22 protein-coding genes are annotated in these 25,964 nt (G+C 45.3%); 13 read left to right on the forward strand and 9 right to left on the reverse strand.

Annotation, left to right across the window (positions count from 1 at the left end):
* Window positions 1–96: 96 nt before the first annotated feature.
* Both I5M27_RS12690 and I5M27_RS12695 read left to right on the forward strand, forming a co-directional pair.
* Window positions 97–1,263, forward strand: coding sequence for a sigma-54-dependent transcriptional regulator (locus I5M27_RS12690; protein ID WP_200506600.1), 1,167 nt, complete (start codon window positions 97–99; stop codon window positions 1,261–1,263).
* A gap of 57 nt (window positions 1,264–1,320) precedes the next feature.
* Window positions 1,321–1,740 (forward strand): hypothetical protein, encoded by a 420-nt coding sequence (locus I5M27_RS12695; RefSeq protein WP_200506601.1) that lies wholly within the window; start codon window positions 1,321–1,323, stop codon window positions 1,738–1,740.
* Window positions 1,741–1,780: 40 nt separating this feature from the next.
* Here the strand turns inward: I5M27_RS12695 and I5M27_RS12700 are convergent, their stop codons facing one another.
* Entirely contained in the window at window positions 1,781–2,776 is a 996-nt protein-coding gene (locus I5M27_RS12700; RefSeq protein WP_200506603.1) for an acyl transferase, read from the reverse strand.
* 67 nt (window positions 2,777–2,843) lie between these two features.
* Here I5M27_RS12700 and I5M27_RS12705 point away from each other — a divergent pair, with 67 nt between their 5' ends.
* Window positions 2,844–3,395: a hypothetical protein gene (locus I5M27_RS12705; protein WP_200506605.1), complete on the forward strand. Its 552-nt coding sequence runs from the start codon at window positions 2,844–2,846 to the stop codon at window positions 3,393–3,395.
* 83 nt (window positions 3,396–3,478) lie between these two features.
* On the opposite strand, the gene I5M27_RS12710 is transcribed toward I5M27_RS12705, so the two are convergent.
* A complete protein-coding gene (locus I5M27_RS12710) occupies window positions 3,479–5,893 on the reverse strand; it encodes an alpha-ketoacid dehydrogenase subunit alpha/beta (RefSeq protein ID WP_200506606.1) in 2,415 nt (804 codons plus the stop codon).
* 183 nt (window positions 5,894–6,076) lie between these two features.
* Here I5M27_RS12710 and I5M27_RS12715 point away from each other — a divergent pair, with 183 nt between their 5' ends.
* From I5M27_RS12715 to arr, 5 genes are all read left to right on the forward strand, one after another.
* Window positions 6,077–6,862 carry a DUF1573 domain-containing protein gene (locus I5M27_RS12715; protein WP_200506608.1) on the forward strand — a complete coding sequence of 262 codons (786 nt, stop codon included), beginning with the start codon at window positions 6,077–6,079 and terminating at the stop codon, window positions 6,860–6,862.
* 900 nt (window positions 6,863–7,762) lie between these two features.
* Window positions 7,763–8,887, forward strand: coding sequence for an alanine dehydrogenase (ald, locus tag I5M27_RS12720; RefSeq protein ID WP_200506610.1), 1,125 nt, complete (start codon window positions 7,763–7,765; stop codon window positions 8,885–8,887).
* 94 nt (window positions 8,888–8,981) lie between these two features.
* The gene (locus I5M27_RS12725) at window positions 8,982–10,877 is read left to right on the forward strand and encodes an LTA synthase family protein (protein ID WP_200506612.1); all 1,896 of its coding nucleotides are present in this window, start codon (window positions 8,982–8,984) and stop codon (window positions 10,875–10,877) included.
* Window positions 10,878–11,075: 198 nt separating this feature from the next.
* Window positions 11,076–11,630, forward strand: a complete 555-nt coding sequence (fic, locus tag I5M27_RS12730; protein ID WP_200506614.1) for a protein adenylyltransferase Fic — start codon at window positions 11,076–11,078, stop codon at window positions 11,628–11,630.
* 253 nt (window positions 11,631–11,883) lie between these two features.
* Window positions 11,884–12,300 (forward strand): NAD(+)--rifampin ADP-ribosyltransferase, encoded by a 417-nt coding sequence (arr, locus tag I5M27_RS12735; RefSeq protein WP_394369085.1) that lies wholly within the window; start codon window positions 11,884–11,886, stop codon window positions 12,298–12,300.
* 71 nt (window positions 12,301–12,371) lie between these two features.
* Here arr and I5M27_RS12740 read toward each other — a convergent pair whose 3' ends face one another.
* A complete protein-coding gene (locus tag I5M27_RS12740; protein ID WP_200506617.1) occupies window positions 12,372–12,824 on the reverse strand; it encodes a type I restriction enzyme HsdR N-terminal domain-containing protein in 453 nt (150 codons plus the stop codon).
* Window positions 12,825–12,897: 73 nt separating this feature from the next.
* Here I5M27_RS12740 and I5M27_RS12745 point away from each other — a divergent pair, with 73 nt between their 5' ends.
* Entirely contained in the window at window positions 12,898–13,671 is a 774-nt protein-coding gene (locus I5M27_RS12745; protein ID WP_200506619.1) for an AMP nucleosidase, read from the forward strand.
* Window positions 13,672–14,557: 886 nt separating this feature from the next.
* Here I5M27_RS12745 and I5M27_RS12750 read toward each other — a convergent pair.
* On the reverse strand, window positions 14,558–15,859 hold the full coding sequence (locus I5M27_RS12750) for an MFS transporter (RefSeq protein WP_200506621.1): 1,302 nt from the start codon (window positions 15,857–15,859) through the stop codon (window positions 14,558–14,560).
* A gap of 173 nt (window positions 15,860–16,032) precedes the next feature.
* On the opposite strand from I5M27_RS12750, the gene I5M27_RS12755 reads away from it, so the two are divergent.
* Window positions 16,033–16,467: a T9SS type A sorting domain-containing protein gene (locus I5M27_RS12755; RefSeq protein ID WP_200506623.1), complete on the forward strand. Its 435-nt coding sequence runs from the start codon at window positions 16,033–16,035 to the stop codon at window positions 16,465–16,467.
* A 94-nt stretch (window positions 16,468–16,561) separates the two neighbouring features.
* Here the strand turns inward: I5M27_RS12755 and I5M27_RS12760 are convergent, their stop codons facing one another.
* On the reverse strand, window positions 16,562–17,482 hold the full coding sequence (locus tag I5M27_RS12760; protein ID WP_200506625.1) for a methylenetetrahydrofolate reductase: 921 nt from the start codon (window positions 17,480–17,482) through the stop codon (window positions 16,562–16,564).
* Between the two features lie 115 nt (window positions 17,483–17,597).
* Here I5M27_RS12760 and I5M27_RS12765 point away from each other — a divergent pair, with 115 nt between their 5' ends.
* Window positions 17,598–18,488: a Ppx/GppA phosphatase family protein gene (locus I5M27_RS12765; protein WP_200506791.1), complete on the forward strand. Its 891-nt coding sequence runs from the start codon at window positions 17,598–17,600 to the stop codon at window positions 18,486–18,488.
* A 137-nt stretch (window positions 18,489–18,625) separates the two neighbouring features.
* On the opposite strand, the gene ppk1 is transcribed toward I5M27_RS12765, so the two are convergent.
* The gene (gene ppk1, locus I5M27_RS12770) at window positions 18,626–20,809 is read right to left on the reverse strand and encodes a polyphosphate kinase 1 (protein ID WP_200506626.1); all 2,184 of its coding nucleotides are present in this window, start codon (window positions 20,807–20,809) and stop codon (window positions 18,626–18,628) included.
* 337 nt (window positions 20,810–21,146) lie between these two features.
* Between ppk1 and I5M27_RS12775 the strand changes: the two genes are divergently transcribed.
* Window positions 21,147–22,079: a DUF5996 family protein gene (locus tag I5M27_RS12775; RefSeq protein ID WP_200506628.1), complete on the forward strand. Its 933-nt coding sequence runs from the start codon at window positions 21,147–21,149 to the stop codon at window positions 22,077–22,079.
* A 116-nt stretch (window positions 22,080–22,195) separates the two neighbouring features.
* Here I5M27_RS12775 and gyrB read toward each other — a convergent pair whose 3' ends face one another.
* A complete protein-coding gene (gyrB, locus tag I5M27_RS12780; RefSeq protein WP_200506630.1) occupies window positions 22,196–24,154 on the reverse strand; it encodes a DNA topoisomerase (ATP-hydrolyzing) subunit B in 1,959 nt (652 codons plus the stop codon).
* Window positions 24,155–24,481: 327 nt separating this feature from the next.
* Between gyrB and I5M27_RS12785 the strand changes: the two genes are divergently transcribed.
* The gene (locus I5M27_RS12785) at window positions 24,482–24,982 is read left to right on the forward strand and encodes a YciE/YciF ferroxidase family protein (protein WP_200506632.1); all 501 of its coding nucleotides are present in this window, start codon (window positions 24,482–24,484) and stop codon (window positions 24,980–24,982) included.
* Between the two features lie 134 nt (window positions 24,983–25,116).
* Here I5M27_RS12785 and I5M27_RS12790 read toward each other — a convergent pair whose 3' ends face one another.
* Both I5M27_RS12790 and I5M27_RS12795 read right to left on the reverse strand, forming a co-directional pair.
* On the reverse strand, window positions 25,117–25,296 hold the full coding sequence (locus tag I5M27_RS12790) for a hypothetical protein (RefSeq protein WP_200506633.1): 180 nt from the start codon (window positions 25,294–25,296) through the stop codon (window positions 25,117–25,119).
* A gap of 103 nt (window positions 25,297–25,399) precedes the next feature.
* Entirely contained in the window at window positions 25,400–25,912 is a 513-nt protein-coding gene (locus I5M27_RS12795; protein WP_200506635.1) for a helix-turn-helix domain-containing protein, read from the reverse strand.
* Window positions 25,913–25,964 lie beyond the last annotated feature (52 nt).

The following is a 25,964-nucleotide window of genomic DNA, read 5'->3' on the forward strand; positions in this document are numbered from 1 at the left end:
TTTTTGCAATTTACCCTACCGTTTTTCAGGCCTTCATTCAAGGTTATGCGTAAACGGTTCTTTTAAAACAAAGGCTTTCTGAATAAACCTAAAACTATGCCTAAAATCCTGATCATAGACGACGAACGCGGCATCCGCAGTACCCTGAAAGAAATTCTGGAATACGAAAATTATACCGTAGAAGAAGCCGAGGACGGCGAAAAAGGCCTCGACCTGCTTTCTAAAAACAAGTACGACGTAGTGCTCTGCGACATAAAAATGCCCAAAATAGACGGCATGGAAGTGCTGGACCGTTCCCGCGAACTCAATCCCGACGTGCCTTTTATCATGATCTCGGCGCACGGCACCATCGATACGGCCGTGGAAGCTACTAAGAAAGGCGCTTACGATTTCCTGGTTAAACCACCCGACCTGAACCGGTTACTCGTTTCAGTACGCAATGCTTTAGACAAATCGAACCTGGTAACGGAGATCAAGAAGGTTAAAAAGAAGATCTCGAAAAATTACGAAATGGTGGGTACTTCCGAAGCTCTGGACCGCGTGCGCAAAGCCATCGATAAAGTAGCTTTAACCGATGCCCGCGTCTTGATTACCGGACCCAACGGTGCGGGGAAAGAAATGGTAGCCCGCCAGCTGCACGAAAAAAGCAATCGCGCCTCCGGCCCCATGGTAGAAGTGAACTGCGCTGCCATTCCGGGCGAACTGATAGAAAGCGAATTGTTCGGCCATGAAAAAGGCTCGTTTACGTCGGCAGTAAAACAACGTATCGGAAAGTTTGAGCAGGCCAACGGCGGCACCCTGTTTCTGGATGAGATCGGCGATATGAGCCTTTCGGCGCAGGCCAAAGTATTGCGTGCGCTACAGGAAAACAAAATTACCCGCGTGGGCGGCGAAAAAGAAATTCCGGTGGATGTGCGCGTGGTAGCGGCTACAAATAAAGATCTGCTGAAAGAAATAGAAGCCAAGAATTTCCGCGAAGATCTCTACCACCGTTTAGGCGTAATTCTGATCCACGTGCCGCCGTTAAACGAACGCCGTGACGATATTCCCGCATTGGTAGAAAAATTCCTGCAGGATATAGCCCAGGATCACGGAACCAAGCCCAAAACCGTAGCCAAAAACGCGATGGAATACCTTCAAAAACTCGACTGGCGCGGCAACATCCGCGAGCTCCGCAACGTGGTAGAGCGCCTGGTAATTATGAGCGACGCGGAAATTACCGAAGACGATGTAAAAATGTATGCCGGGAAAGCGGCGGTTTAAATTGATGATTGTTAAATGGCTTAATTGTTAAATGGTTGTTTCAAAAACGGTAGGATTTTGCTTTTAAAAACCTACCGTTTTTTTATTTCTGATAAGATGCATAGACCTTACAAAGAAGTTTTTAACCGGCCAGCAGATTTCAGAATTTCTTACCGGATTTACACACAAGAAGAAGACGGAAGGTATCCTTTACCATTTCAGGGAATAAGATGGAATTTCTGGTATGATCATCCTGAACATAAAAAAGGACAATTATTTATGATCTATCCGGAATTTGAAGATGAAAATGAACAGCCAATAACAGACTTAAATTTACCAATTAATCGACAAGGTTTTGCTAAAATGTGGATCTTAAATGATGATTACATCAACTATCACAAAGGCAAAATGAAAAATGGGACCATTGGATATTTTATGGAAGGCAACCGAAAGGTAGGCGAATGTGAAGTAATTGAATTGCTAAACCTAAAAAGCTAGCTATTTAAGTAACCATTTAACAATTCAGCCATTAAACAATTTAAGAAACCAGAAGATTACATCCCCTGATATCCGAATTATCGAACCGTCCTAGTACTTCAAAAGTACCATCCGGATGCAATTTTCCAATATCCTTGGTTTCAATGAAAGCACAGGAATCGATGTTAGCGAGGTCTATCACGTTCATGCCGCCGCTGCGCAGGTTTGGGTTAATTTCGAAAGGATCGTTCAGGTCGCGGAGCAGGATCTTCATGGTTTTAGGTGCCTGAAAGATACCGTTTCCGGAAGAGTAGGCCTGCGATAGAAGTTCGGTCATGCCGTATTCGGAATGAATATTTTCGACTTTGAAAGCCGCTTTTAAAATGGCGTGCAGTTCTTCGCGGATCATTTCACGGCGCCTGCCTTTCATGCCGCCGGTTTCCATGATGATCACATTTGCAAAGTCGCTGTTTCCCATATTTTCTGCCAGATCGAGTAAAGCATAGGTTACCCCAAAGAGCATTACTTTTTTACCGGTTTTCTGTGCGTTATCAATAGCGTTTTTCAGTTCTTCAAACTGGTTCAAAAAGAAGCCCTGCTCCTGCTGCTTGCTGCGCTTAATAAAATGGTCTACCATGGCCACCAGCGAAGATTCGCCTTGTTCCAGGTAAGAAGGCAGTAAAGCCAGGAATACAAAATCAGTTAACTTCCCGTAGAATTGCTCAAAAATGCGTTCAGCGTTTTGCAGGTAGAAATGCAGATCGGCTACAAAATGACGGCTCCGCTCCTGCTGCGTCGTACCGCTGCTTTTAAAAATGGTTTCCGCTTCGAACTTCCCGGTCTTTACTTCCTGCGTTTTAAAAAATTCGATGGGCAAAAACGGTATCTTTTCAAGGGTAAAAACTGCTTCGGGATCAATTCCCAGGTATTGAAGATACTTCCGGTAAACCGCATTCTCCTGCGCCTGAAAGCGAAATATTTCCAGTGCCAGCGTTTCAAAACCGAAACTTTGCGGTCCGGTTAGCAGTTCTTTAAAAAGATGTTTATTATTGCTCAATGCTGAAGGATAACAATTGCAGGTTTACTGCGTTAATTTTGTAAAAATAGTTCCTAATTTGCTTTCCATGAAACCCTTATTCTTAAAATATAGCTGGTTGCCGTTTTTACTGCTTTTCAGCGCCTGCATGAAGGAGCCGGTTTACCCATCGGAACCGCAGATCGAGTTTAAAAGTATTACCGGAAAAACGATTTTTGATGAATTCCGGCAAACCGAGATCGCTGAAATAAAGATCACTATAAATTTTAAGGATGGTGATGGCAACCTGGGGATCGATAATGCAAACCCGGCCGATTCTTTAGCCCCTTTCGATTATGCAAATGGGTTCAATAAGTTTCACCATAATTATTTTATCGAGGCTTTTATTGAAAATAATGGCAAGTTTGAGCCGCTGAATTTTCCGATAAGTCTGAACGGACGCTACCCGCTACTTAATCCGGATGGGGAAAAACGTGCTCTGGAAGGCGAATTGCTTTATACCATTGACGACCTGATCATCTCGTATTTACCGCTTAGTTTTAAATCGGGCGACCGGATGAAATTTAGAGTAAGCATTGCCGACCGGAGTTTAAACGTAAGCAATACCATAGAAACCGATCCGGTACAGATATTTTTCTAACGAAGCTATAAAACTTAATTTATGTAAAAAGCCCCGGCATAAAACCGGGGCTTTTACTTTTTCAGGCTGAAACAATACCGTTTTTAGTAGATCACCGGGAACCGTTTCGGCTCCGCTTCGTGCATCATTTCGTAAACCGTATCAAAAATATCTTCGGCGTTCGGCTTCGAGAAATAATCACCGTCGGAACCGTATGGCGGACGGTGTTCGTGCGCGGCAATGGTGCGCGGCTGTGAATCTAACCAGCGGTATGCTTCCTGCTCTTCTACTACTTTCTGCAGCATAAACGCTGAAGCGCCACCCGGAACGTCTTCATCGGCAAAAATCACGCGGTTCGTTTTCTTGATCGATTCTACGATGGTGTGGTTAATATCGAACGGCAATAAGCTTTGCACGTCTATTACTTCCACGGAAATACCGAATTCCTCGAGTTGCTTGGCGGCATCCATCACAATGCGGCACATTGAGCCGTAGGTTACAATGGTAACGTCCTCGCCTTTCTTTAGAATTTCCGGCTGGCCAAGCGGCACAGTGAATTCACCGATGTTGTTCGGAATCCGCTCTTTTAAACGGTAACCGTTCAGGCATTCAATGATCAAGGCCGGTTCATCAGATTTCAGCATGGTATTGTAGAAACCGGCGGCCTGGGTCATATCGCGTGGCACCAGTATGTGAATACCGCGGATGCTGTTCAGGATCATGCCAATTGGCGAACCGGAGTGCCAGATACCTTCCAGGCGGTGGCCGCGGGTACGGATAATTAACGGCGCTTTCTGGCCCCCTTTGGTGCGGTATTGTAAGCTGGCCAAATCATCGGAAAGGATCTGGATCGCATACAGTAAATAATCTAAATACTGAATTTCGGTGATCGGACGCAGACCACGCAACGCTGCCCCAATGCCTTGCCCTACGATCGTACATTCGCGGATGCCGGTGTCGGTTACGCGCAGTTCGCCGTATTTTTCCTGCAAACCGGCAAATGCCTGGTTCACATCCCCGATTTTCCCCACGTCTTCGCCAATGGCAAAAACTTCCGGATATTTCGCCAGGGCCGCATCGAAACAAGCTTGTAATACTTCCCGGCCGTCTACCATCGGGCTCTCTTCTGTAAATTCCGCTTTAATTTCTTCTACCAGTAAGGCAGCTTTTTCCGACTGGCTGTATAAATAAGAATTGTAACGATCTGCATTTTCCCCAATGGCTTCTTCGAGCCAGTCTTTCAGGTTACGCTTCGCCGCAGATTTTTCATCGCGTACGTAACGCAGTGCTTTACGGGCTGCTTTTACCGCATCGGCACGAATCGGGTTCACGGTTTTGTGCAGTTCTTCGGCAATTTCGGCCAGTTTGGAGGCATGTTCGCTCTGGCTTTCACTTACAAGATGGTTCAGCAGATCCTGACATTTGTCGTGGTCGCCTTTAATGCCTTCCATAAACGCGTTCCAGGCTGCAGCCCGGGCCTGCTTTACCGTTTCTTTAGCTTCGGTCTCAATTTTATCTAACAGATCGGTGGTAGCGAATTCATTTTCCAGGATCCACTCGCGCATTTTTTTAATGCAATCGAAATCGGCTTCCCAATCCAGGCGCTCTTTGGATTTATAACGCTCATGGGAACCAGAAGTGGAATGGCCCTGCGGTTGCGTAACTTCCTCTACGTGAATAAGTACCGGCACGTGTTCTTCGCGGCAAACGGCAACAGCTTTTTCGTACGTTTCGCAAAGCGTCTGGTAATCCCAGCCTTTCACCTTAAAGATCTCGTAGCCTTGCTCGCCTTTACATTCGCGCTGGAAGCCAGCCATAATTTCAGAAATACTGCCTTTGGTGGTCTGGTATTCGGCCGGCACAGAAATGCCGTAACGGTCGTCCCACACGGAAACCAGCATCGGAATTTGCAATACGCCGGCTGCATTAATGGCTTCGAAGAACATGCCTTCGGAAGTGGAAGCATTGCCGATGGTTCCAAAAGCTACTTCGTTTCCGTTTACAGAGAAGTTCGTATTGTCTTTCAGGTCCGGATTCTGGCGGTATAATTTAGAAGCATACGCCAAACCAACCAGACGCGGCATCTGGCCACCGGTCGGGGAAATATCGGAAGATGAGTTTTTAATTTCGGTCAGGTTTTTCCAGTTGCCGTCGGCGTCTAAGGAGCGGGTACCAAAGTGGCCGTTCATGGCGCGGCCGGCCGTGGCGGGCTCGGCTTCTACATCAGTGTGGGCGTAAAGCTGGGCAAAATATTGTTGAATGGTCAGTTCGCCGGTGGCAAACATAAAGGTCTGGTCGCGGTAATAACCGGAACGAAAATCGCCGGGCTGGAAATATTTGGCCATGGCCAACTGGGCAACTTCCTTGCCATCGCCGAAAATCCCGAACTTGGCTTTGCCCATGAAAACCTCTTTCCGGCCGGTTAAGCTGGCCTGGCGGCTTTCGAAAGCAATGCGGTAATCGTTTAGAATTTCTTCTTTGGTAAGCGTTGGAATTTTCGTGAGTTCTGCTGGCTGCATAATTTAGCGATTAGTGTTATAAAAATTCAGCACTACAAAATTACGAAAATTTAACCGGATTCAAAGATTATGCAAGCAGGGAAACCAACCTGATTGAAAATTTGTAGTGCATTTAACTTCCGGTTTTTGTATATTTGCTTCCGGTAACGATTAACTCACGTAATAATTAAACTACGGTTAACCATGAAAAAAATCTTTACAATTTTGCCAGCCCTGGCTTTCATGCTGGCTTCAGTTAACGCATTTGCGCAAGGCGTGCTGAAATTTGAATCTGAAACCCACGACTTTGCCAAAATTACGGAAGGCGTGGTAGCCACGCACGAATTCAAATTCAAAAACACTGGCAATCAGCCCGTGATCATTTCGAACGTACAGGCTTCCTGCGGTTGCACTACGCCGGCCTGGTCTAAAGATCCGGTTTTGCCTGGTAAAACCGGTTTCATAAAAGCCGCTTATAACAGCAATGGCCGCCCGGGCGCTTTCAATAAAACCATTACGGTAACTTCTAATGGCTCAGAACCTACCAAAGTTTTAACCATTAAAGGTGACGTTATTACCCGCGCCGAAGCGGCTAAAAACTATACGCCGGAGCAAAAAGCCAAGTCACCAAAACTGGTTGTAACCAATAATACCCACGATTTTGGTAAAGTTGAAACATATCGTCAGGCTACGGCTAAAATCAAAGTAAAAAATACCGGTAAAACGGACCTGGTGATCTCCGATGTGAAAACCAACTGCAACTGTGTAGCTCTGCAGCACATTCCGGAACCAATTAAACCAAATAAAGAAGCAACGCTGGAACTTTCTTACAATCCCAATCTGTTAGGGAATAGAACGGAGGTTGTAGAAATTTATTCAAACGACATCGTTTCAGAACCGGCCAAGGTTAACCTGAAAGCACAGGTAGTAAAATCCTTAGCGCCAACCAGCGTAGTTAAAGAAGGAACCAACAGCGTTCCTTTTAAATAGTTTTTTCATAGTTTTATTTTGACTAATGGCAGTGATTTTTTCGCTGCCTTTTTTTATGTCTTTTCAGTTCGTGAAAGGTGTGTGTTTTTGGGATTTTTTTAAGGGAAAGAGTTTTTATTCAATAAAGGATAGTGTTTTATTCGGTCATCTCGAGGTCAGGAGAGATCTCATCAAATTGGTAGTTTATTTAACTATTGAGTTTTTGAGCCTGAAAGCATAGCGTTTTCATTGCTCGCTTCGGTTTTCAACCTTTAACTTTTACTTTCACCCTCAAGCCGGGTGGCTTCGTTTCTGCGTTCGCGGCTGCAACCCTTCCTGCCCTGGCGGGCTGCCTCGTACCTCAGCACCGGAAAGCTTGGAGGCCGCGAACGCAGAAACTGTTGTCAGTTTGCCTCCGTAGCTCGCTTCTTTTTAGTTTAGTTTTCCGGATAGCGTGATTCTCAGGTTACGCTGCGCTGGCGATAGGCGTGAATGGAACTTAGGAGTGTATTTCTGAAAATTCTGCAAATTCTGATTCAGAAAAGAATCCTTAAATTCTCTAATCTGATAAATCCAAATTCAGACAGATATTGATCAGGTAGCGTTCATACAGGTCAAGCCCTGACACTACTTCATCGCGAAAATCATAAAAATCATAACTCAGTAGTTGTTCTGAAAATCCTGATTCTGATAAAATCATAAAACCAAATAAAGCCCGGTTGCAACAATCTGCCTCCTGGTTTAAGGCTAAATCTGAGTAAGGCACTTTTTCATGCTAAAACCATAGCATTTTTATTTTTCTGAAAAACAAGGTTTTAGCTTTTCGCGGTTGGGGGAATTTTTCCCTTCTCATTTTCTATTTAATTATGAGAAACTAACTTATCTTTGCGCCATTAATTCACAACATTAATATATACTGAAATGATAATTGGTGTTCCAAAGGAGATTAAAAATAACGAGAACCGCGTAGCGCTAACGCCAGGTGGCGTAGCAGAAATGAGAAAACATAACCACACGGTTTACGTGCAGGCAACTGCTGGTGTAGGTTCCGGTTTCAGCGACGAAGATTACGTAGCGGCTGGTGCAACAATTTTGCCTACCATCGAAGAAGTTTACGGCATTGCCGAAATGATCATCAAGGTAAAGGAGCCGATCGCTTCTGAATATAACCTGGTTAAGGAAGGTCAGCTGATCTTTACATATTTCCACTTTGCTTCTTCCGAAGAATTGACCCGTGCCATGATCGAGCGCAAAGCCATTTGCCTTGCTTATGAGACCGTTGAGAAAAAAGACCGTTCCCTGCCGTTGCTGATCCCGATGAGCGAAGTGGCCGGCCGCATGGCTCCACAGGAAGGCGCAAAATACTTAGAGAAACCGTTGAAAGGCCGTGGTATTCTGCTTGGTGGCGTACCGGGTGTAAAACCTGCTGAAGTATTGGTATTAGGGGGTGGTATTGTTGGTACCCAGGCTGCTAAAATTGCAGCTGGTTTTGGCGCGCGCGTAACCATCATGGATATTAACCTGACTCGTTTGCGCGAACTGGATGATATTATGCCGGCCAACGTAGTAACCCAAATGAGCAACCACTACAACATTAAAGAAGCAATTAAAACCGCCGATTTAATTATTGGTGCCGTATTGATTCCGGGGGCAAAAGCGCCGCATTTAATTACCCGCGATATGCTGAAAGACATGCGTCCGGGCACAGTTTTAGTGGACGTTGCCGTTGACCAAGGCGGTTGCATCGAGACCTGTAAACCAACTACCCACGAAAACCCTACATTTATCATCGACGATGTGGTGCACTACTGCGTAGCCAACATGCCGGGTGCGGTTCCTTTCACTTCTACCCTTGCTTTAACTAACGCTACCTTGCCATACGCGGTTCTGATCGCAAATAAAGGCTGGCAGGCGGCCTGCTCGCAAAACGATGAGCTGCGTTTAGGCTTGAACGTGGTGAACGGTGAAGTGGTATACAAAGGTGTAGCGGAAGCGTTTGACCTGCCTTATACCAACGTAAACAACGTTTTGGAAACATACGCGTAATACTGTAAGTATTATTTCTTTCGAAAGCCTTTCTGAAATTTTTCGGAGAGGCTTTCGTTTTTAGTGGCATAACCCCTACCCTTTTCTCAAACACATGTTCTGGCTTAAACTTGGAAATCTACTAAAACGCTTAGGCTTTTTGCTGATAATCTATACCTTGCTGCGATCTGCTTTTTTAACCCTGCATTTCGATACCTTCAGCCAGGCTACCAACGCGCAAATTGCCAAAGCTTTTGTTTTAGGAATCCGTTTCGATCTGGCCGCCATTTTCATGGTAAACCTGCCTTTTCTATTTTTCTGCCTGCTGCCTTTTGCTTTTACCGAGTGGAAACGCTACCAGTTGGGGCTGAAGATCTGGTTTGTATTTACCAATTTTCTGTTCCTTTGCCTGAACCTGATAGACCTCGAATATTTTAAATTCATTGGCCGCCGCACTTCCAACGAGCTTTTCACCATTACCCGCGACATCCAGGCCCAGGCCGGACAGTTGCTCAGCAATTATTGGTACTTCCCGCTCGCAGGCGCTTTATTGCTATTCCTTTTGATAAAATTGTATCCGAAAGAAAGGAAAAACCCGGACGCTAAGCCTTATTTGCTGGTAGAAATAATCGGCCTGATCGTGATGCTGGGCGCCGGTGTTTTGTTTATTCGTGGAGGAACTGCGCTAAAACCCTTACGACCGGCCAACGCCTTCGTACAGGAACCACCCATCCTGGGCCACGTTACTTTAAATACCACTTTTACTTTTATAAAAAGCATCAACAGCCCGGTTTTAGATCCGAAAGAATATTTCGCTACCGAAGCAGAACTGCACCAAGCTCTAAACTATAACCCGGACCTACGACCGCAACTAACCGAAAAGCCGGTGCGCGATAACGTAGTGATCATCATCCTGGAAAGCTTTGCTTCGGAATACACCGGCCTTGAAAACAACGGCAAAGGCTACACTCCTTTTTTCGATTCGTTGGCGGCGAGGGGCAATTTTTACCGTGAGCATTACGCCAATGGTCGAAAATCTATTGAAGCCTTGCCGCCGCTTTTTGCCGGATTGCCTTCGCTCATGAATCAACCTTATATCACTTCCAGTTTTCAGAGCAACAAACTGCACGGCATTGGCAGCATCGCCAAAGAAGCGGGCTACTCTACTTCCTTTTTTCACGGCGCCGAAAACGGTACGATGGGCTTTAATACTTTTGCCAGAATTGCCGGCTTCGAGCAGTATTACGGCTTGCGCGAATATCCGAAAAACCTGTTCAAAACTGATTTCGACGGGCATTGGGGCATTTTGGACGAACCGTATCTGCAGTATTTTGCCCAGGAACTGAACAACCAGCAACAACCTTTTTTAACGACTGTTTTTACCCTGAGTTCGCACCAGCCTTACACCGTGCCTGCCAAATACCAAGGCCGCTTTCCGAAAGGACAATTGCCAATCCACGAGTCTATTGGTTACGCCGATTTTGCCCTGCGCCAGTTCTTTAAAACCGCTTCCAAACAACCCTGGTATAAGAATACCCTTTTCATTATAACCGCCGACCATACGCAGGAAAGCGTGGATGTTTCGTACCAGAATGACCTGGGCCGGTTTAAAATTCCTTTACTGCTTTTTCATCCAACCAAAATGCTGCCGGTCCGGAATTTCTTTAAAATCACGCAGCACGCCGATATTCCCGCTACCATTGCCCATTACCTGAACCTGCCAGCGAACAAAATTTTACCATTCAGCAATTCGGTTTTAGATACTACCACTGCCGGCCGGGCCATTTTATATACCGATGATAATTACGTGCTGGTACACCCCGATCTGGTTACCAAAATGAACGAATACGACCAGGTAAATTTCTTTCAATATGCCCCTCACCAGTTAGAGCCGCAGATTGTGCCGAACCCGGAACTCGAAAAAAAATACACGCAGGAATTAAAGGCACTGGTGCAATACTACCGCAACGGCTTGATCGAAAACAATCTTTATTTCTGGCTGAAACGCTAGGTTTTCCGGGCTAAAAACTATGCTCTATTCCCATGCCTGAGAATTCAATTTTTGATAATTAATTGAAACCTGTACTAGCATAACACCTGAACAATTTTGTATTTTGCTATGAAAAACGGTAGGGAAAACGGCTCCAAAACTGATAAATAAGTTTAGAAATAGAAAGTGTAAAAGTTTTGACTCAATGTCTGATTGGATATGAAAAACATAGATAAGGAAAGTTTAGAAAATGCTTATCGCTTATTTGATTCGGGCGATATTAATAAATGTGAAGTAGGTACCACTAAAGGATTGAAACAAATTCCCAACTATGTCTTTAGCGGATTGTATAATTTTGCAGGAGAAATACGAACAAAAAATATATCGAAAGGTGGTTTCAGATTTGCTAACGCGTTGTACCTAAATGAAATTCTGGTGAAAATTGAGCAAATGCCTGAAAGCAATTTTGAAGAAATAATTGCCAAATACGTAGAAATGAATATTGCTCACCCTTTTATGGAAGGAAACGGCAGAACAATGCGCATTTGGCTGGATATGCTCCTGAAAACGAAACTTAAAAAAATGGTAAACTGGCAGTTCGTAGACAAAACGCTTTATTTACAGGCTATGGAAAGAAGCCCCATTAACGATTTAGAATTAAGAACATTGCTAAATACCAACTTAACTGACGAAATAAATAACAGAGAAATTATTTTTAAGGGCATAGAGCAATCTTATTATTATGAAGGATACAAGAAAGAAGATGATGTATAATAATGTAAAACTTTATAATAGTTTCAAAACCAAATAAACAAGACCTACAGGTAATAAAAGCGGTTTTTTTTTCAGTGGTTTTGGACTTTTATAAAAGTGAAGTCCTTTATATATTGCCCCAGTTTTATGTGGTATTTACTCATAAAAAAACCCGATTTCCCTAAGTCATAAACGTTACACGCATCCAAAACACGAAAAGGCTTTCTCAAACAATATCACAACAATGAAAACGGACAACACTGAAGAAAAGTCAATAGCGCCTAATAACGACCTGAGTTCACAGAAGTTTTATCACGGCACCAAGAGCGACCTGCAATCAGGAGATCTGATCATACCCGGCTTTAATTCAAACTACGGGAAGCAGAAGCAAGCCTCTTTTGTTTATTTAACTGCCACCCTCGATGCGGCAACCTGGGGAGCGGAACTTGCTTTGGGCGAAGGGCGGGGCAGAATTTACTTTGTAGAACCAACCGGCCCAATAGAAGATGATCCTAATTTAACGGACAAGAAATTCCCCGGGAATCCAACCAGATCATACCGTTCGCGGCATCCGCTTCGGGTAATTGGTGAAGTAAAAGATTGGCAGGGACATACCCCTGAACAGCTAAAAACCATGAGAGATCACCTGGAGCGGCTGAAGGAAATGGGCATTGAGGCAATTGAGGATTAAGCAAATTTGCGAAACCAAAATCCCCCCCGGAAAAACCTTAAAAAAAGCATTACATATATTACCGCCTCCTGCTACCCTAACGCACTAAAAACCGGAATTTCCTGCAACGCCTCGTAGCGTGAATTTACAAAATCTACTTTCCAGCAATAATGCTCCAGGCCGTTGGTGAGCATTACGTAAGGCGCGCGTAAGGTCTGATTATAAACCGAAGCCTGTTTTACGGTGTCGGCACAAATTTTCACCCCGGCCGCTTTGCATTCAATTAAAACCAAGGGAGTGCCTTCGGAAGAATACACGCGCAGGTCAGTGCGTTTCTGCAAACTATTGTAATGCATACCGCGCTCAATCGAGATCAGGCTTTTGGGGTATTGTAAATGCAGCGTGAGATAATGCAGGAAATGCTGGCGCACCCATTCTTCCGGCGTAAGCAGCACAAACTTCTTCCTGACCGGGTCGAAAATAAAGGAATTCCCGCCTGTTTTTTTAAGTTTGTAATCGTAAGCCGGTAAATTTAACGCTTGCATGCGTCAAAAATACGAAAATCCCCGTATATTACCGGGCTCTGGCTTTTGCAAGCCGGGGTTTTAAGCTAATTCTATGAAGACCAAAGAAGAAATTGTAAACAATTGGCTGCCGCGATACACCGGTACGCCGCTGAATGAATTCGGCGAATATATTCTGCTTACCAACTTTATTAATTACGTGGTGATGTTTGCCGAACAACATAACGTAGAAATTAAAGGGATGGATAAGCCCATGCAAACCGCCACAGCTAACAATATCACCATCATCAACTTCGGGATGGGAAGCCCTATGGCTGCTACCGTTATGGATTGCCTTTCAGCCATTAAACCCAAAGCGGCTTTGTTTCTGGGTAAATGCGGTGGTCTGAAAAAGAAAACCAAACTCGGCGACCTGATCTTACCCATCGCTGCCATTCGCGGCGAAGGTACTTCCGACGATTATTTACCGCCCGAAATTCCGGCATTACCTTCGTTCCGTTTGCAGCGCGCCGTTTCTTCCATGATCAAAAAGCACGAGCTCGATTACTGGACCGGAACCGTTTATACCACCAACCGCCGCGTGTGGGAGCACGACGAGGAATTCAAGGAATACCTGCGCAAAACCCGCATCATGGCCATCGACATGGAAACGGCTACGATCTTCGTGGTTGGTTTCATGAACGACATTCCGCACGGCGCCCTGCTGTTGGTTTCAGATAACCCGATGACCCCGGATGGCGTGAAAACGGCCGAAAGCGATTTAAAAGTAACTTCCAATTTTGTAAATAAACATTTGCAGATTGGTATCGATGCGCTTCTGGAGATCATGAATTCCGGCGAATCAGTAAAACACCTGCGCTTCGAATAGAAAACGCTATGCTTTGAAGGCAAAAAAGTCCGGTTCAGAAATGAGCCGGACTTTTTTTATGGAGCTACTTCAGCTAAATGGTTAAAATAAGGAATGGTTTTTCTTCAGCAAATGTGATTCAACCACCCCCAGCCCCCGGTTCAGAAGAGGAGCTTGACCTCACCCCAATCCTTTCCTAAAAACAGGAGAGAAAGCTTAAAAACCGTCACCTAAAGTTGAACACGATTTCAGGGAATCATTTGATTTAAAGGATTATTTGTCTGAAACGTAGTTCGGCGAAGCCAATTGGGATTTGCAGGATTAGGGGATTAAAGGATTCAAAAAATCTGCGTGCTTCCCTCGAACGTATAAGCGGAGTTCGATCAACGAAAGCGATGAAAAGCAAGCAGAATTTGCGCTTACGGTAGCAAATTAAGCCGCCTGCATGATCAGAAAAGTTTTCTATCTAGGCACTGTTCCGTTTACTATGAAATGCAGAAAGTAAACGGGGTGCGCTTTTGTCAAGCGCACTGTTTGAGCGGTCAGCGCCTGTCCCGCAGGCTTGCGGGAAGTATGCCCTTGCTCCCGAAATGCTACGGGACGTGCCACTTGATTTTCGTTGGTTCTTTTTGTATCAAGTGGAACATCCCGAACCCTTTCGGGGACAAAAAGAACACAGAAGTGAGTTAAAAGCTAATTCAGCTAATGATAAAAGGTAGAATATAGACTATGAAAAACGGTATCATTTTGAGCTTCAAAAGTCAATAGCAAACCAAACTACCATCTGTAATAGATTCCTCCTATAGTCGGGATGACGGATTAAAACGGTATGATTTGAGGCTGCAAAACTGCAATCCACCGACCAAGTCCCACATATTGTTCAGAATCCCAAGCTCTGCAAACCTTATCAGGCAAACTGCGGTTGCGGTTCCGTTTTCTTACTCCGGATAGAAGCTAATACAATCAGGCCGAAAATGAAAAACACCGAAAGCACCAGCACGCTGTTGCGCATAGAACCAAACCACTGTTCCGTAATGCCAAACACCAGCGAACCGAGCGCCAATCCAACCTTATCGCAGATATCATAAAAGCTGAAAAAGGAGGCATGATCGGTTGTTTGCGGCAGCAGTTTACTATAAGTAGAACGTGAAAGCGCCTGGATGCCGCCCATCACGGCACCCACTACAAAAGCCAGCATGTAAAACTGGTTGCCGGTAGTAATAAAATAAGCCGCAATGCTGATGCCTACCCAAACCAGTACCGCGATCATTAAAGAACGGATATTGCCCAGGCGGGAAGAAAGCCAGGCAAAGCCATACGCTCCACCAATGGCTACGCCCTGAATAATTAGCAGCACCATGATCAGCGCGTCATCCGGCAGATGCAGTTCTTTCGAACCGAAAAGTGAAGCCACGTACATAACCGTCTGCACGCCCATGTTGTAAAAGAAGAAAGCCAGTAAAAAGCGCTTCAGAGCCGGTAAACTTTTTAACTGTTCCCAAACCTGGCGCAACTCTTTAAACCCATTGAACAGGTAATCTCCTTCGGGCTTTTTATGATACGGGTTTTTAGGAAGGTACGCGAACGTATAATGCGCAAAGCCAAACCACCACAAACCGGTAAATAAAAACGACAACCGTGGTGCCATGCTTTTCTCGGTAATACCAAATGTTTCGGGCGTTAAAACCAGCGCTAATGAAAAAACAAGCAACAGCATACTGCCAATATAGCCCAGGGAAAATCCGCGCGCACTAAGTTTATCGAACTGATCTTCGGTGGCAATTTCGGGCAGATAAGCGTTGTAGAAAACGATGCTGCCGCTGTAACCAATGGCCGCTACCATAAACAAAATCACCGAAACCGAAAACGTGTGCAGCTCGAAAAAATACAAACCCATGCAGGCGAAAGAACCCATGTAACAGAAAAACCGCATAAAAGCTTTCTTGTTTCCACCGTAATCGGCAATAGCCGTGAGAATAGGACTCACCAGCGCAATGGCCAGAAAAGCACCCGTTAGCGCGTATTTATAAAGCACCGAAGCCGAAACCTGCCAGCCCAGGAAATTTACCCAGTCGGTGCCGTTGGCCTGCGTGGTGATGGCCACATAGTAGATCGGGAAAATAGCCGTAGTAATTACAAGCGAATAAACCGAGTTTGCCCAGTCGTACATACACCAGGCGCGTGCCACTTTCGGATTGTTTTTTTCCATAGGAGGAAGCAGATTTTAATGCGGGTGGTAAGTTAAGTAAAATTAAGAATGCCAGAAAAAGAACTTTTTTAACAAAACGCTATGGTTTTTCAGCCAAAAACCCGGTTACCTGAAAAACTTGGAACGAATTTAGCGTAAGGCATTCAAAACAGCATTAAACTCCGAACACCTATATGAAAACGAAAAGCATCTTCTGGATCTCTTTTTTGGCTGGCCTCCTATTTTTATTCGCACAAGCGGTATATGCCCAGGAAACCACTACCAAAACCAAAGTAAAAACTGAAACGGTAAAAACCAAGACCGAAACCAAAACCGAAACGTTAGCCAGCGAACCCGAAAGCCGCGTAGAAACCCTTTCCGGCATCAATCTTTTCCCCAACCGGCAAACCGGCAATTTTAGTTTACGTTTTACCCAGGCGCTGAAAGATACGGCAAACATGGAATTGAAAAACAATGCCGGTAAAGTGCTTTACGCCTTAGCCTTAACCCCCGAAGAAGCTCCTATGGCAAAGCCCGTGGACGTGGGTAAACTGAATGCCGGCATTTATCTCATCGAAGTAAAATCGGCTAATACTGTTTACTGGAAAAAAGTCCGGATCCGGAAGTAAGTTTCAATTTGGAAATTTGAAGATCTGAAGATTTTTGGTTTGAAGTAAAAGTTAAAAAGTCGCTGGAAATTATTTTTCCAGTGGCTTTTCTGTTTTAAAATAATTTGGAAAGTACCTGTTCCAGAATCCGTGGAGGCGAAAGGGCAAAGAAATGCACGCACTTAAATTCCTTTTCATATAATTCACTGGCTTGTTCCACGGCCCAGTGTATGCCCGTTTCTTCCAGTTCCGCTTTCCCGGTGCAATTATTTATTTGTCTTTGTAATGCTGCGGGCACCGAAACTTTAAAAAAGGCAGGCAGCTTTTGCAGCAAATTTAAAGAAACCAAAGGGCTGATGCCGGGAAAGATCGGAACGGAAATTCCGGCGTTGCGGCAGGCTTTTTCGAAAGCAAAAAAACGGGAATTATCGAAAAAAAACTGGGTGATGATAAAATCGGCGCCGGCTGCAACTTTCTGTTTCAGATATTGAACGGAAAGCTCAAAATTTTCTGCCGGTTCCGGATAACCTCCTACCCCAATACAGAAATCGGTTTTAAAAGCGCTTTTTTCATTCCGGAAATTGATGCCGTTATTCAGCTTTTTTACCTGTTCTACCAACTGATATGCAAAGGCATGCTGTCTAGGTTTTGGTGCCTTGTCCCCCGAAATATCCCCGCGTAAAAGCAGCAGATTCCGCACGCCGGTTTGGTGCAATTGCAGCAAAACAGTTTCCGTTTCTTCCGGTGTAAATCCGGTGCATAAAATATGCGGCTGCGGCATGAGCGCATACCTTCCGATTAGCGTTTCAGCCAGACTTTTCGTTTTGGGCCGGGCTTTCAAAACGCTATCCTTTTCCCCCGAAAAACCCGAATTGCTTCTGGCCGCATGGTACGGTACATCGACGAATAGCGGCTTACGCGCAAAAATTTTCTGGTATAGCAACAGGTTCTCTTCCGTGCTCATACCTGGTTTGGGTAAGATCTCCAGGGAAAATTGCCGACCGGTAGTTTGTTTTAAAAGCTCGGTAATATGCATGTAATTTAAAATTGGCAGTGCAGGTTTTACGGTAATTTAACAGCTTCGCCTGCCCTACCCAAAAATATTTTATGCGTATATTTGTTTCAATCTTTTATAAAAATTACCCGGTTTGATAAAATTTGCTGCTATAGATATTGGTTCCAACGCCGTACGCTGCCAGATTTCAAGTGTACTCGAATACAACCAACACGTTACCTTCAAAAAAGTAGAATACATCCGCTACCCGATGCGCCTGGGCGAAGACGTTTTCGATACCGGCTACATCAGCGAACCGAAGCAGGAAAAATTCATCAAATTCCTGCATGCCTTAAAACTGCTCCTGGAAGTACACGAAGTGCAGGCTTACCAGGTCTGTGCTACTTCGGCTATGCGTACAGCCAAAAATGCAGCCGAAATTATTCAGAAGGTGCAGGATAAACTGGGCATGCACATAGAAGTAATAGACGGGGTAGCCGAAGCGGAACTGATTAATAAAGTGATCCTGAATGTGCTCGACGATAAGAATTACCTGCACATAGACGTAGGTGGCGGCAGCACGGAATTCAACATTTATGTGGACCGCGAAAAAGTAGCTTCCCAGTCTTTCGAATCGGGCTCGATCCGCCACATGCAGGGCAACGAATCGGAAACCATCTGGACGAACATGAAGCGCTGGGTGAAGGAAAATGCCAAAAAATACCACGTAAACCGCGCTATTGGCACCGGCGGTAACATCAACAAAATTTACGATTTGGCGGGTAAAACTGCCGGCAAACCGATCTTTAAAAAGCAGATCGAAGAAATTGTGGAGCAAATGGCCGTAATGAAGCTCGAAGACCGGATCAACATCATGCTCCTGAACCCTGACCGGGCCGACGTAATTGTACCCGCCGCCGAAATTTACCTGGCTGCCATGCGCTGGAGCAAAGTAGAAAGCATGATCGTGCCTTCGGTAGGTCTGAAAGACGGCATGATGCAATCGCTTTACGAAAGATTTGCCGCCGAACGGGTTACTAATAACTGAAGGTTTACCAATAACCGATTATCCAATTAAAACGGTAGGATTTCAGCCGGGAAAAGTCAGGAAAACGGTATTAAAATTTGCATAAAAAATGCCCGGTAGTTTAACCGGGCATTTTCATTTTCAGGCATCCTTAGTAACTACAAAAGGTCTTCTTTCAGATTTTCCTGCATGGCCTTTTCCGTTTCCGGGTTCAGCCTTATTTCCGGATATAGTTCTTCAAATAGGCAGCTCCGGTCTATATCTTCTTCGTTTACCTTATAAAACTCTTTGTGTGCATTAAAAGCCGGTTCATCGCCAATTGGTTGTTTTTTCACATATGTACCATCTTCGCGCATGCTATAGCTGTTCTGATTGTCTTTCAGGTTGTAATACAGAATATTGATTGCTTCCTTTTTAAGGTCTTCGTTCACAATGTAGAACAAGGCTTCTATGCGACGCTCAAAACTGCGCACCATAATGTCGGCACTGCCTCCCAGCATTTTCGGGTCACCGTTATTGTGGAAGTAAAATAAACGTGTGTGTTCCAGGTATTCGCCCACAATAGAGCTCACCGCAATGTTTTCGCTCAGGTCTTCGCGGCCCGGGCGCAAACAGCAAATTCCGCGCACAATCAGTTTTATAGGCACGCCCGCTTTCGAGGCCGCATAAAACTCATCGATCACTTCTTTGTCTTCCAGCGAGTTGATCTTGATCACAATCCCGCTCGGCAAACCGGCCTGGGCATTGCGGGCTTCGCCCCTGATCAGTTCGATCAGTTGCTGGCGCATATTCTTCGGAGCCGTGATCAGATTCTGGTATTCATCCGGCATAGAATGCCCGGTAATTACGTTAAAGAATTCCGAAACGTCGTGCGCATAAACTTCATCGGTAGTTAATAAACTGACGTCGGTGTATTGGCGGGCGGTTTGTTCGTTGTAGTTTCCGCTGCCCAGGTGCACGTATTGCGTAACTTTTTCGCCTTCTTTGCGGATGATCATGAGCATTTTGGTGTGGGTTTTATATTTCCCGATGCCATAGATCACAAAACAACCGGCTTTTTCCAGCCTTTCGCCCTCTTTAATGTTGCGTTCTTCATCAAAACGGGCTTTCACTTCAAACAAAACCGAAACGTGCTTCCCGTTTTCCGCCGCTTTTAAAAGGGCCGCCGATACGCGCGACTGATCGGCCAAACGGTAAATGGTTTGCTTAATTCCCAGCACGTAAGGGTCTTCGGCAGCTTTTTCCAGCAACCTGATCACCGGCTCCATATTGTTATAAGGGTGGTGCAGCAATACATCTTTTTTCTTCAGGTATTCGAAGAGGTTTTCCGTATTGTTATCGGGTAAACTCAGTGGCGCCACCGGGTTGGGTTGCTTGAACATGCGGTTCCGGAATTGCGGATGCTTAAGGATCTGCCAGAAACCTTTCATATCTACCAGCCCGGTGAGCGAAAAAATGTTCGCATTGTCGATCGTCCAGCGTTCGCGCAGCACCTTCATCATGAAAGAAGAATGATTCTTTTCAACTTCCAGGCGCACAACGCGGCCTTTTTTACGGGTTTTGAGCTTGATCTTGATCTCCTGAATAAAATCCGCTTCAATATCGTCGCTTTCCTCCAGGGTAAAATCACCGTTGCGAGTAATGCGGAATAAATTGGCCGAAACGATTTCCACGTTACGGAACAGCTTTTTGATCTTCCAGCGCACAATTTCCTCGATCGGCACAAAAATTACCATATCCTTGCGCTGAATTTCGTAGAACCGGGCCAGGTTTTGCGGAATTTGTACAAATGTCAGGCGCTGGTTCTGTTTAATATCTTCGGCTGTTTTGGTTACTACCCCAAAGGTGAGCAACTGGTTCATGAGCAGCGGAAAACCGTGGTAGGTGTCATACACCATGGGCGTAAGCAGCGGGTAGATCGTTTTTTTGAAATACGTATCCACCTTCTTTCTTTCTACTTCCGAAAGCTCGGCCGGTTTCAGAATATTAAAGCCATTCTCCTCAAAATGCGGTTTCAGTTCGGTGCTGTAAACCAGGTATTGGTCATTTACAAAACGGTGGGCAAACTCCAGTAACTTCTTCCGGAAAGGCAGCTCGCGCAGACCCGAATAATCTACCCGTTCTTTGCCGTAGTCGATATAATTATACAAACTACCTACCCGGATCATGAAAAATTCGTCGAGGTTGGAAGCTGTAATGGCCAAAAATTTAAGGCGGTCGAAAATGGATTTGCTTTCGTCTTTAGCCTGGTCCAGTACCCGGTAATTAAAACGCAGCCAACTCAGGTCGCGGCTTATATAACGGCTACTTCTAATTTGTTCGGAAACTTTATTGATCAACATATTTAAATTCTCGGTAATCCCGCGAAGATTCTTCAACACCATTGCGAATAAACTTAATTTCTAAAAGCTAAACGAAAGCCCTGCGGCCGGGTTTGAGGCAAATTAACTTATTTATACGAGAAACGGTATATTTTCGGCCTAAAAAGCTTTGGATCAGCTATTTTTCATTCTGCTCGTTACAACAAAAAAACGGTAGGGTTTTACCCTGAAAAAGTCTGCCGGAAGTTACCCGAAAATTCCCGGTAGAATTGCCGCAGATTTTCGCAGCAAATTTCAAACAAAAACCCTTACTCCTGTTTTAAGTAATAATACCTTACCGTTTTAACCGCTGCAATTTATGCCCGTAACGCAAACCAGATCCGAAACTTTCCCTTCCTTGCCGCTTACCGATTGGGAAGAAACTAAAGACACGCTGCATTTATTTATACAGATCGTAGGCAAGATCCGGCTGAAACTGATGCCGCGTAAAAACCATTGGTGGCACGCTACCCTTTACGTTACGCCCCGCGGTTTAACTACCGGCGCCATGCCTTATCATAACCGCACGCTGGAACTCCAATTTAATTTTATAGAACACGTTTTAGAGGTAATTTCGAGCGAAGGCAAAAGCCGGCAGATCCCATTGCACGAAGGTTTAAGCGTTGCCCAATTTTACGACCAGGTTTTCAGCGCATTGCGCGAACTGCATTTTGAAATAAAGATCCAGGCCAAACCTTACGACAATAAAAGTAAAATTCCCTTTGCTGAAGACCGCGAACACCACCGCTACGACGCTGAAATGGTGCAAAAATTCTGGTGCGTGCTTGCACAGATCGATCAGATATTTCAAGAATTCAGCGGCCGGTTTTACGGCAAAACCAGCCCTGTTCATTTATACTGGCACCACTTCGACCTTACGTTCTACCGCTTTTCCGGAAAAAAAGTACCCCTCGATCCTAAAATGAGCATCGTAGAAAAAGATGCATACTCCCACGAAACAATCGCATTTGGTTTCTGGCCTGGCGATGACAAGGTCCGTGAACCAGCCTTCTATTCTTATACAGCACCTTTACCGCCCGGAATTGAAAAAGAAAAACTGGAACCCGCCACTGCCCAATGGGTAGATTCGAACGGCAGCCCGATGGCTTTTCTGGGCTATGAAAACCTGAGAAAAGAACCGGACCCCAAAAAAGCATTACTGGATTTTCTGGAAAGCGCTTACCAGGCCGGAGCAAAACTGGCCCACTGGCCCATAGAAGAATGGAAAGTGCCGGCGTTAAAAGATCTTTAAAGCAGTTTTTCAGCTCTCAAACCATAGCGTTTTCAAATAAAAAGCCCGGCCAAAAAATGGCCGGGCTTTTTATTTGATCCTGATACCAGATACCTGCTACAAGATACTTTTATAAATCAAACGTCGATTTTGGCGTATTTGGCATTTTTCTCGATGAAATCGCGACGCGGGGCAACTTCATCACCCATCAACATAGAGAACAAATGATCGGCTTGGGCGGCAGATTCAATGTTCACCTGCTTTAAGCTGCGGGTATCCGGTCGCATGGTCGTTTCCCAGAGCTGCTCCGGATTCATCTCCCCAAGACCTTTGTAACGCTGAATACCAACGGTATCTTCGCGGCCGCCTTTCGCCAGTTCTTTCACAGCTTCTTCACGGTCCTGCTCGGTCCAGCAGTAGCGCTCTTCCTTGCCTTTTTTTACCAGATAAAGCGGTGGCAGCGCAATATAGATATATCCGTTTTCGATCAGCTCACGCATATACCGGAAAAAGAACGTCAGGATCAGCGTACGAATATGGCTACCGTCAATGTCCGCATCCGTCATGATGATCACCTTGTGGTAGCGCAGTTTTTCCATGTTCAGTGCTTTGTGGTCATCCGGCGTACCGAAACTTACTCCCAAAGCCGTGATCATGTTCTTGATCTCGTCGTTTTCGTAAATACGGTGTTCCTGTGCTTTTTCTACGTTCAGAATTTTACCTCTTAATGGCAGAATGGCCTGGAATTTACGGTCGCGGCCTTGTTTAGCCGAACCGCCTGCCGAGTCACCCTCCACGAGGTAGATTTCGCAGTTAGCCGGTTCAGAATCGGAGCAGTCAGCTAGTTTGCCGGGTAAGCCGGAGCCGGTTAAAACGCTCTTGCGCTGCACCATTTCGCGGGCTTTGCGCGCCGCGTAACGGGCCTGGGCCGCTAAAACTACTTTCTGAATAATAATGCGGGCTTCGCGCGGGTTTTCTTCCAGGAATTGGTTCAGCATTTCGCCTACGGCAATATCTACTGCGCCCATAACTTCGGAGTTACCGAGCTTGGTTTTGGTCTGGCCTTCGAACTGCGGTTCCTGTACTTTAACGGAAATTACGGCTGTTAAACCTTCCCGGAAATCGTCGCCGGTAATTTCAACTTTCGCTTTTTCCAGCATGCCCGATTTCTCGGCGTAAGCTTTCAAGGTACGGGTTAACGCGCGGCGGAAACCGGCCACGTGCGTACCACCCTCTATGGTGTTAATGTTGTTCACATACGAGAAAATATTCTCGGTATAAGAGTTATTATACTGCAGGGCAATTTCAACCGGCATACCGTTCTTCTCACTTTCGATGTAGATCGGTTCCGGGATCAGGCTTTCGCGGGTTTCTTCCAGATACGCCACAAATTCGCGCAAACCACCTTCGGAATAAAAAGAATCGTTCAGGAAATTGCCTTCTTCATCTTTTTCGCGCAGGTCGGTTAAAGAAATACGGATGCCTTTGTTGAGGAACGAAAGCTCGCGCATGCGATTGGCAATGGTTTCGTATTTGTATTCGGTAGTGGTAAAGATGGAAGCATCGGGCTTAAAATGCACGGTGGTACCATGAATATCCGTTTCACCAATTTCGCGCACCGGGTACTGCGGAATACCAATTTTGTATTCCTGTTCGTGCACTTTGCCTTTGCTGTAAACAGTTACTTTCATATCGGTAGAAAGCGCGTTTACGCAGGAAACCCCCACGCCGTGCAGACCACCGGAAACCTTGTAAGAATCTTTATCGAATTTACCACCGGCGTGCAATACAGTCATTACCACTTCCAGCGCCGAGCGGCCTTCTTTCTGGTGGAAACCGGTAGGAATACCGCGGCCGTTATCGGATACGGAAACGGAATTATCTTCGTGAATGGTTACTTCAATATTATCGCAATGTCCGGCCAGGGCCTCATCAATAGAGTTATCGACAACTTCCCAGACCAAATGGTGTAAACCTTTAGCCCCGATATCGCCAATGTACATCGCCGGGCGCTTCCGAACGGCTTCTAACCCTTCAAGAACCTGGATGCTATCTGCGGAATAATCGGACATTTTGTTTTCTTCTATTTCACTCATGTTTTTGGGTCAGTATTTAAAGGGTAAAGGTACGCATTTTTTTCGTTTTTTCCCAGTAAAAGGCCGTTTTTTTACCTCTTAAAAACCCGCTTTTCCCTGCTTTATTCCCCATTTTTCTCCCCTTCTGCCCTATCGTTTTTCAAGCTCATAATACCTGGTGCTAAATCCTGATTTGAAAGGCAATTTTGCAGGATGACCGGCAATTTCCATAACGGTTTAACGCAGTTTCCGGCTGTTCCGGATCTTTTCATCAGAGCATGCTTAACAGTTCGCTCATTCTGCCGTTTAAACCTGAAACAATGTTAAATTCTTTAACCCCGCAAAACTATGGCCGAATTAAAAGATCTCACCGATCTGCTTCACCACGAAATACAGGTAATGTACGATGCTGAAAACCTGCTGCTGACCGCCATTCCGCGCATGGCTGAAAAAGCCAACGATGCAGAACTGAAAGCCGCTTTTATGCAACACCTGGAAGAAACCAAAATGCATAAACAACGCCTGGAACAGGCTGCTAAACTGTTGGGCATAAAGCCTGACGGCCAGGATAACCTGGGAATGAAAGGATTGATTGCCGAAGGCGAAAAAGTAATGAAAACCAATCATTCGGCGGAAGCTCTGGATGCCACTTTAATTGCCTGCGCCCAGAAAATAGAACACTACGAGATTTCAGCTTACGGCACCGCGTCGCATCTGGCCCTGGGCCTGGCACTGGATGATGTGCATGCGCTCCTGAAAAAGACTTTGGCCGAAGAGCAGGCGACTGACACGAAATTAAATAACCTGGCAAAAACAAACATTAACCGAAGAGCCGCGCGGGTTTCGTGATGCGCCGGAAGCAAAATTTATAAACAAAAAAGCCTTTCTGTAAAAAAAAAGGCTTTTTTGCTTTAATATAATCTGTTTAAAACGGTAGGGTTTTCAAAGAAAAAACTGCTTGTACCTTAAACAACAATCACTTTTCAGGAAGTTTTAACCGCCTCTTCGGCAACCAGATTCTTTACTTTGAAATGCATACTGCAATTTCGGCCAACTACCAGCCATTCGCAAAGTGCCAGGTTATTTTCAATCGCTTTCACGGTCATGACGGGGCCGCCGGTAACCAGCCGAACTTTCGTGCCTGTTTTAATTTCTGCTTGCATAAGTAACATTTTCAGGTGAAATAATTTTGCAGCAGCTCGTTCGAGAATGCCGTAAGCAGGCTGGATTTTTAGCGTAAAAACCGAAAGGCCTCAGAACCGGGAACTAATCGGCATTTTGTTTGCGCAGTATTTCTATGATCTCGTCTTTCAGGGCCAGAATGCGCTCCAGATTATCTTTTTCGGCCTGGCAAACCCGTAACTCCGAAAGCACCGAAGGTACGTTCATGAGCTGCTGCAGCGCCGTATTTTCGTGGGTAGAAGCCGGCGTTTTAGCATGCCAATCGCCTTCAGAAACCGGGGCGTGCTGGTTGGGCGGCGCAGCCGGTACCGGAAGATTAACTACCGTACCAAAGGGCCGTAGCGGCTCCCCTTTTCCGGTAATGAGCCAATCCATATTTACCCGCGGATACTTGGCGGCAATTTTCTGAAGCGTATCAAAACTTGGCTTCCCCATCCTGCCATAGGGGCTCATGATATTATTCAGCACACTGGTATCAACTCCTATTTCGTTCGCAAAAGCGGCCACCGATCTTATCTTCAAAAGTTCCTGAATAACCCGTAACCGATGGGAAACCGTGAACTCCGATATTCCAGCGATGTCATTTGATTTCTTCATACTCTAAATTCCCTAAACAATATGTTCATTTGCCTTCCTCAACCAATTAATA

The organism is Adhaeribacter terrigena (genome assembly GCF_016623615.1).
Taxonomy (GTDB): domain Bacteria; phylum Bacteroidota; class Bacteroidia; order Cytophagales; family Hymenobacteraceae; genus Adhaeribacter_A; species Adhaeribacter_A terrigena.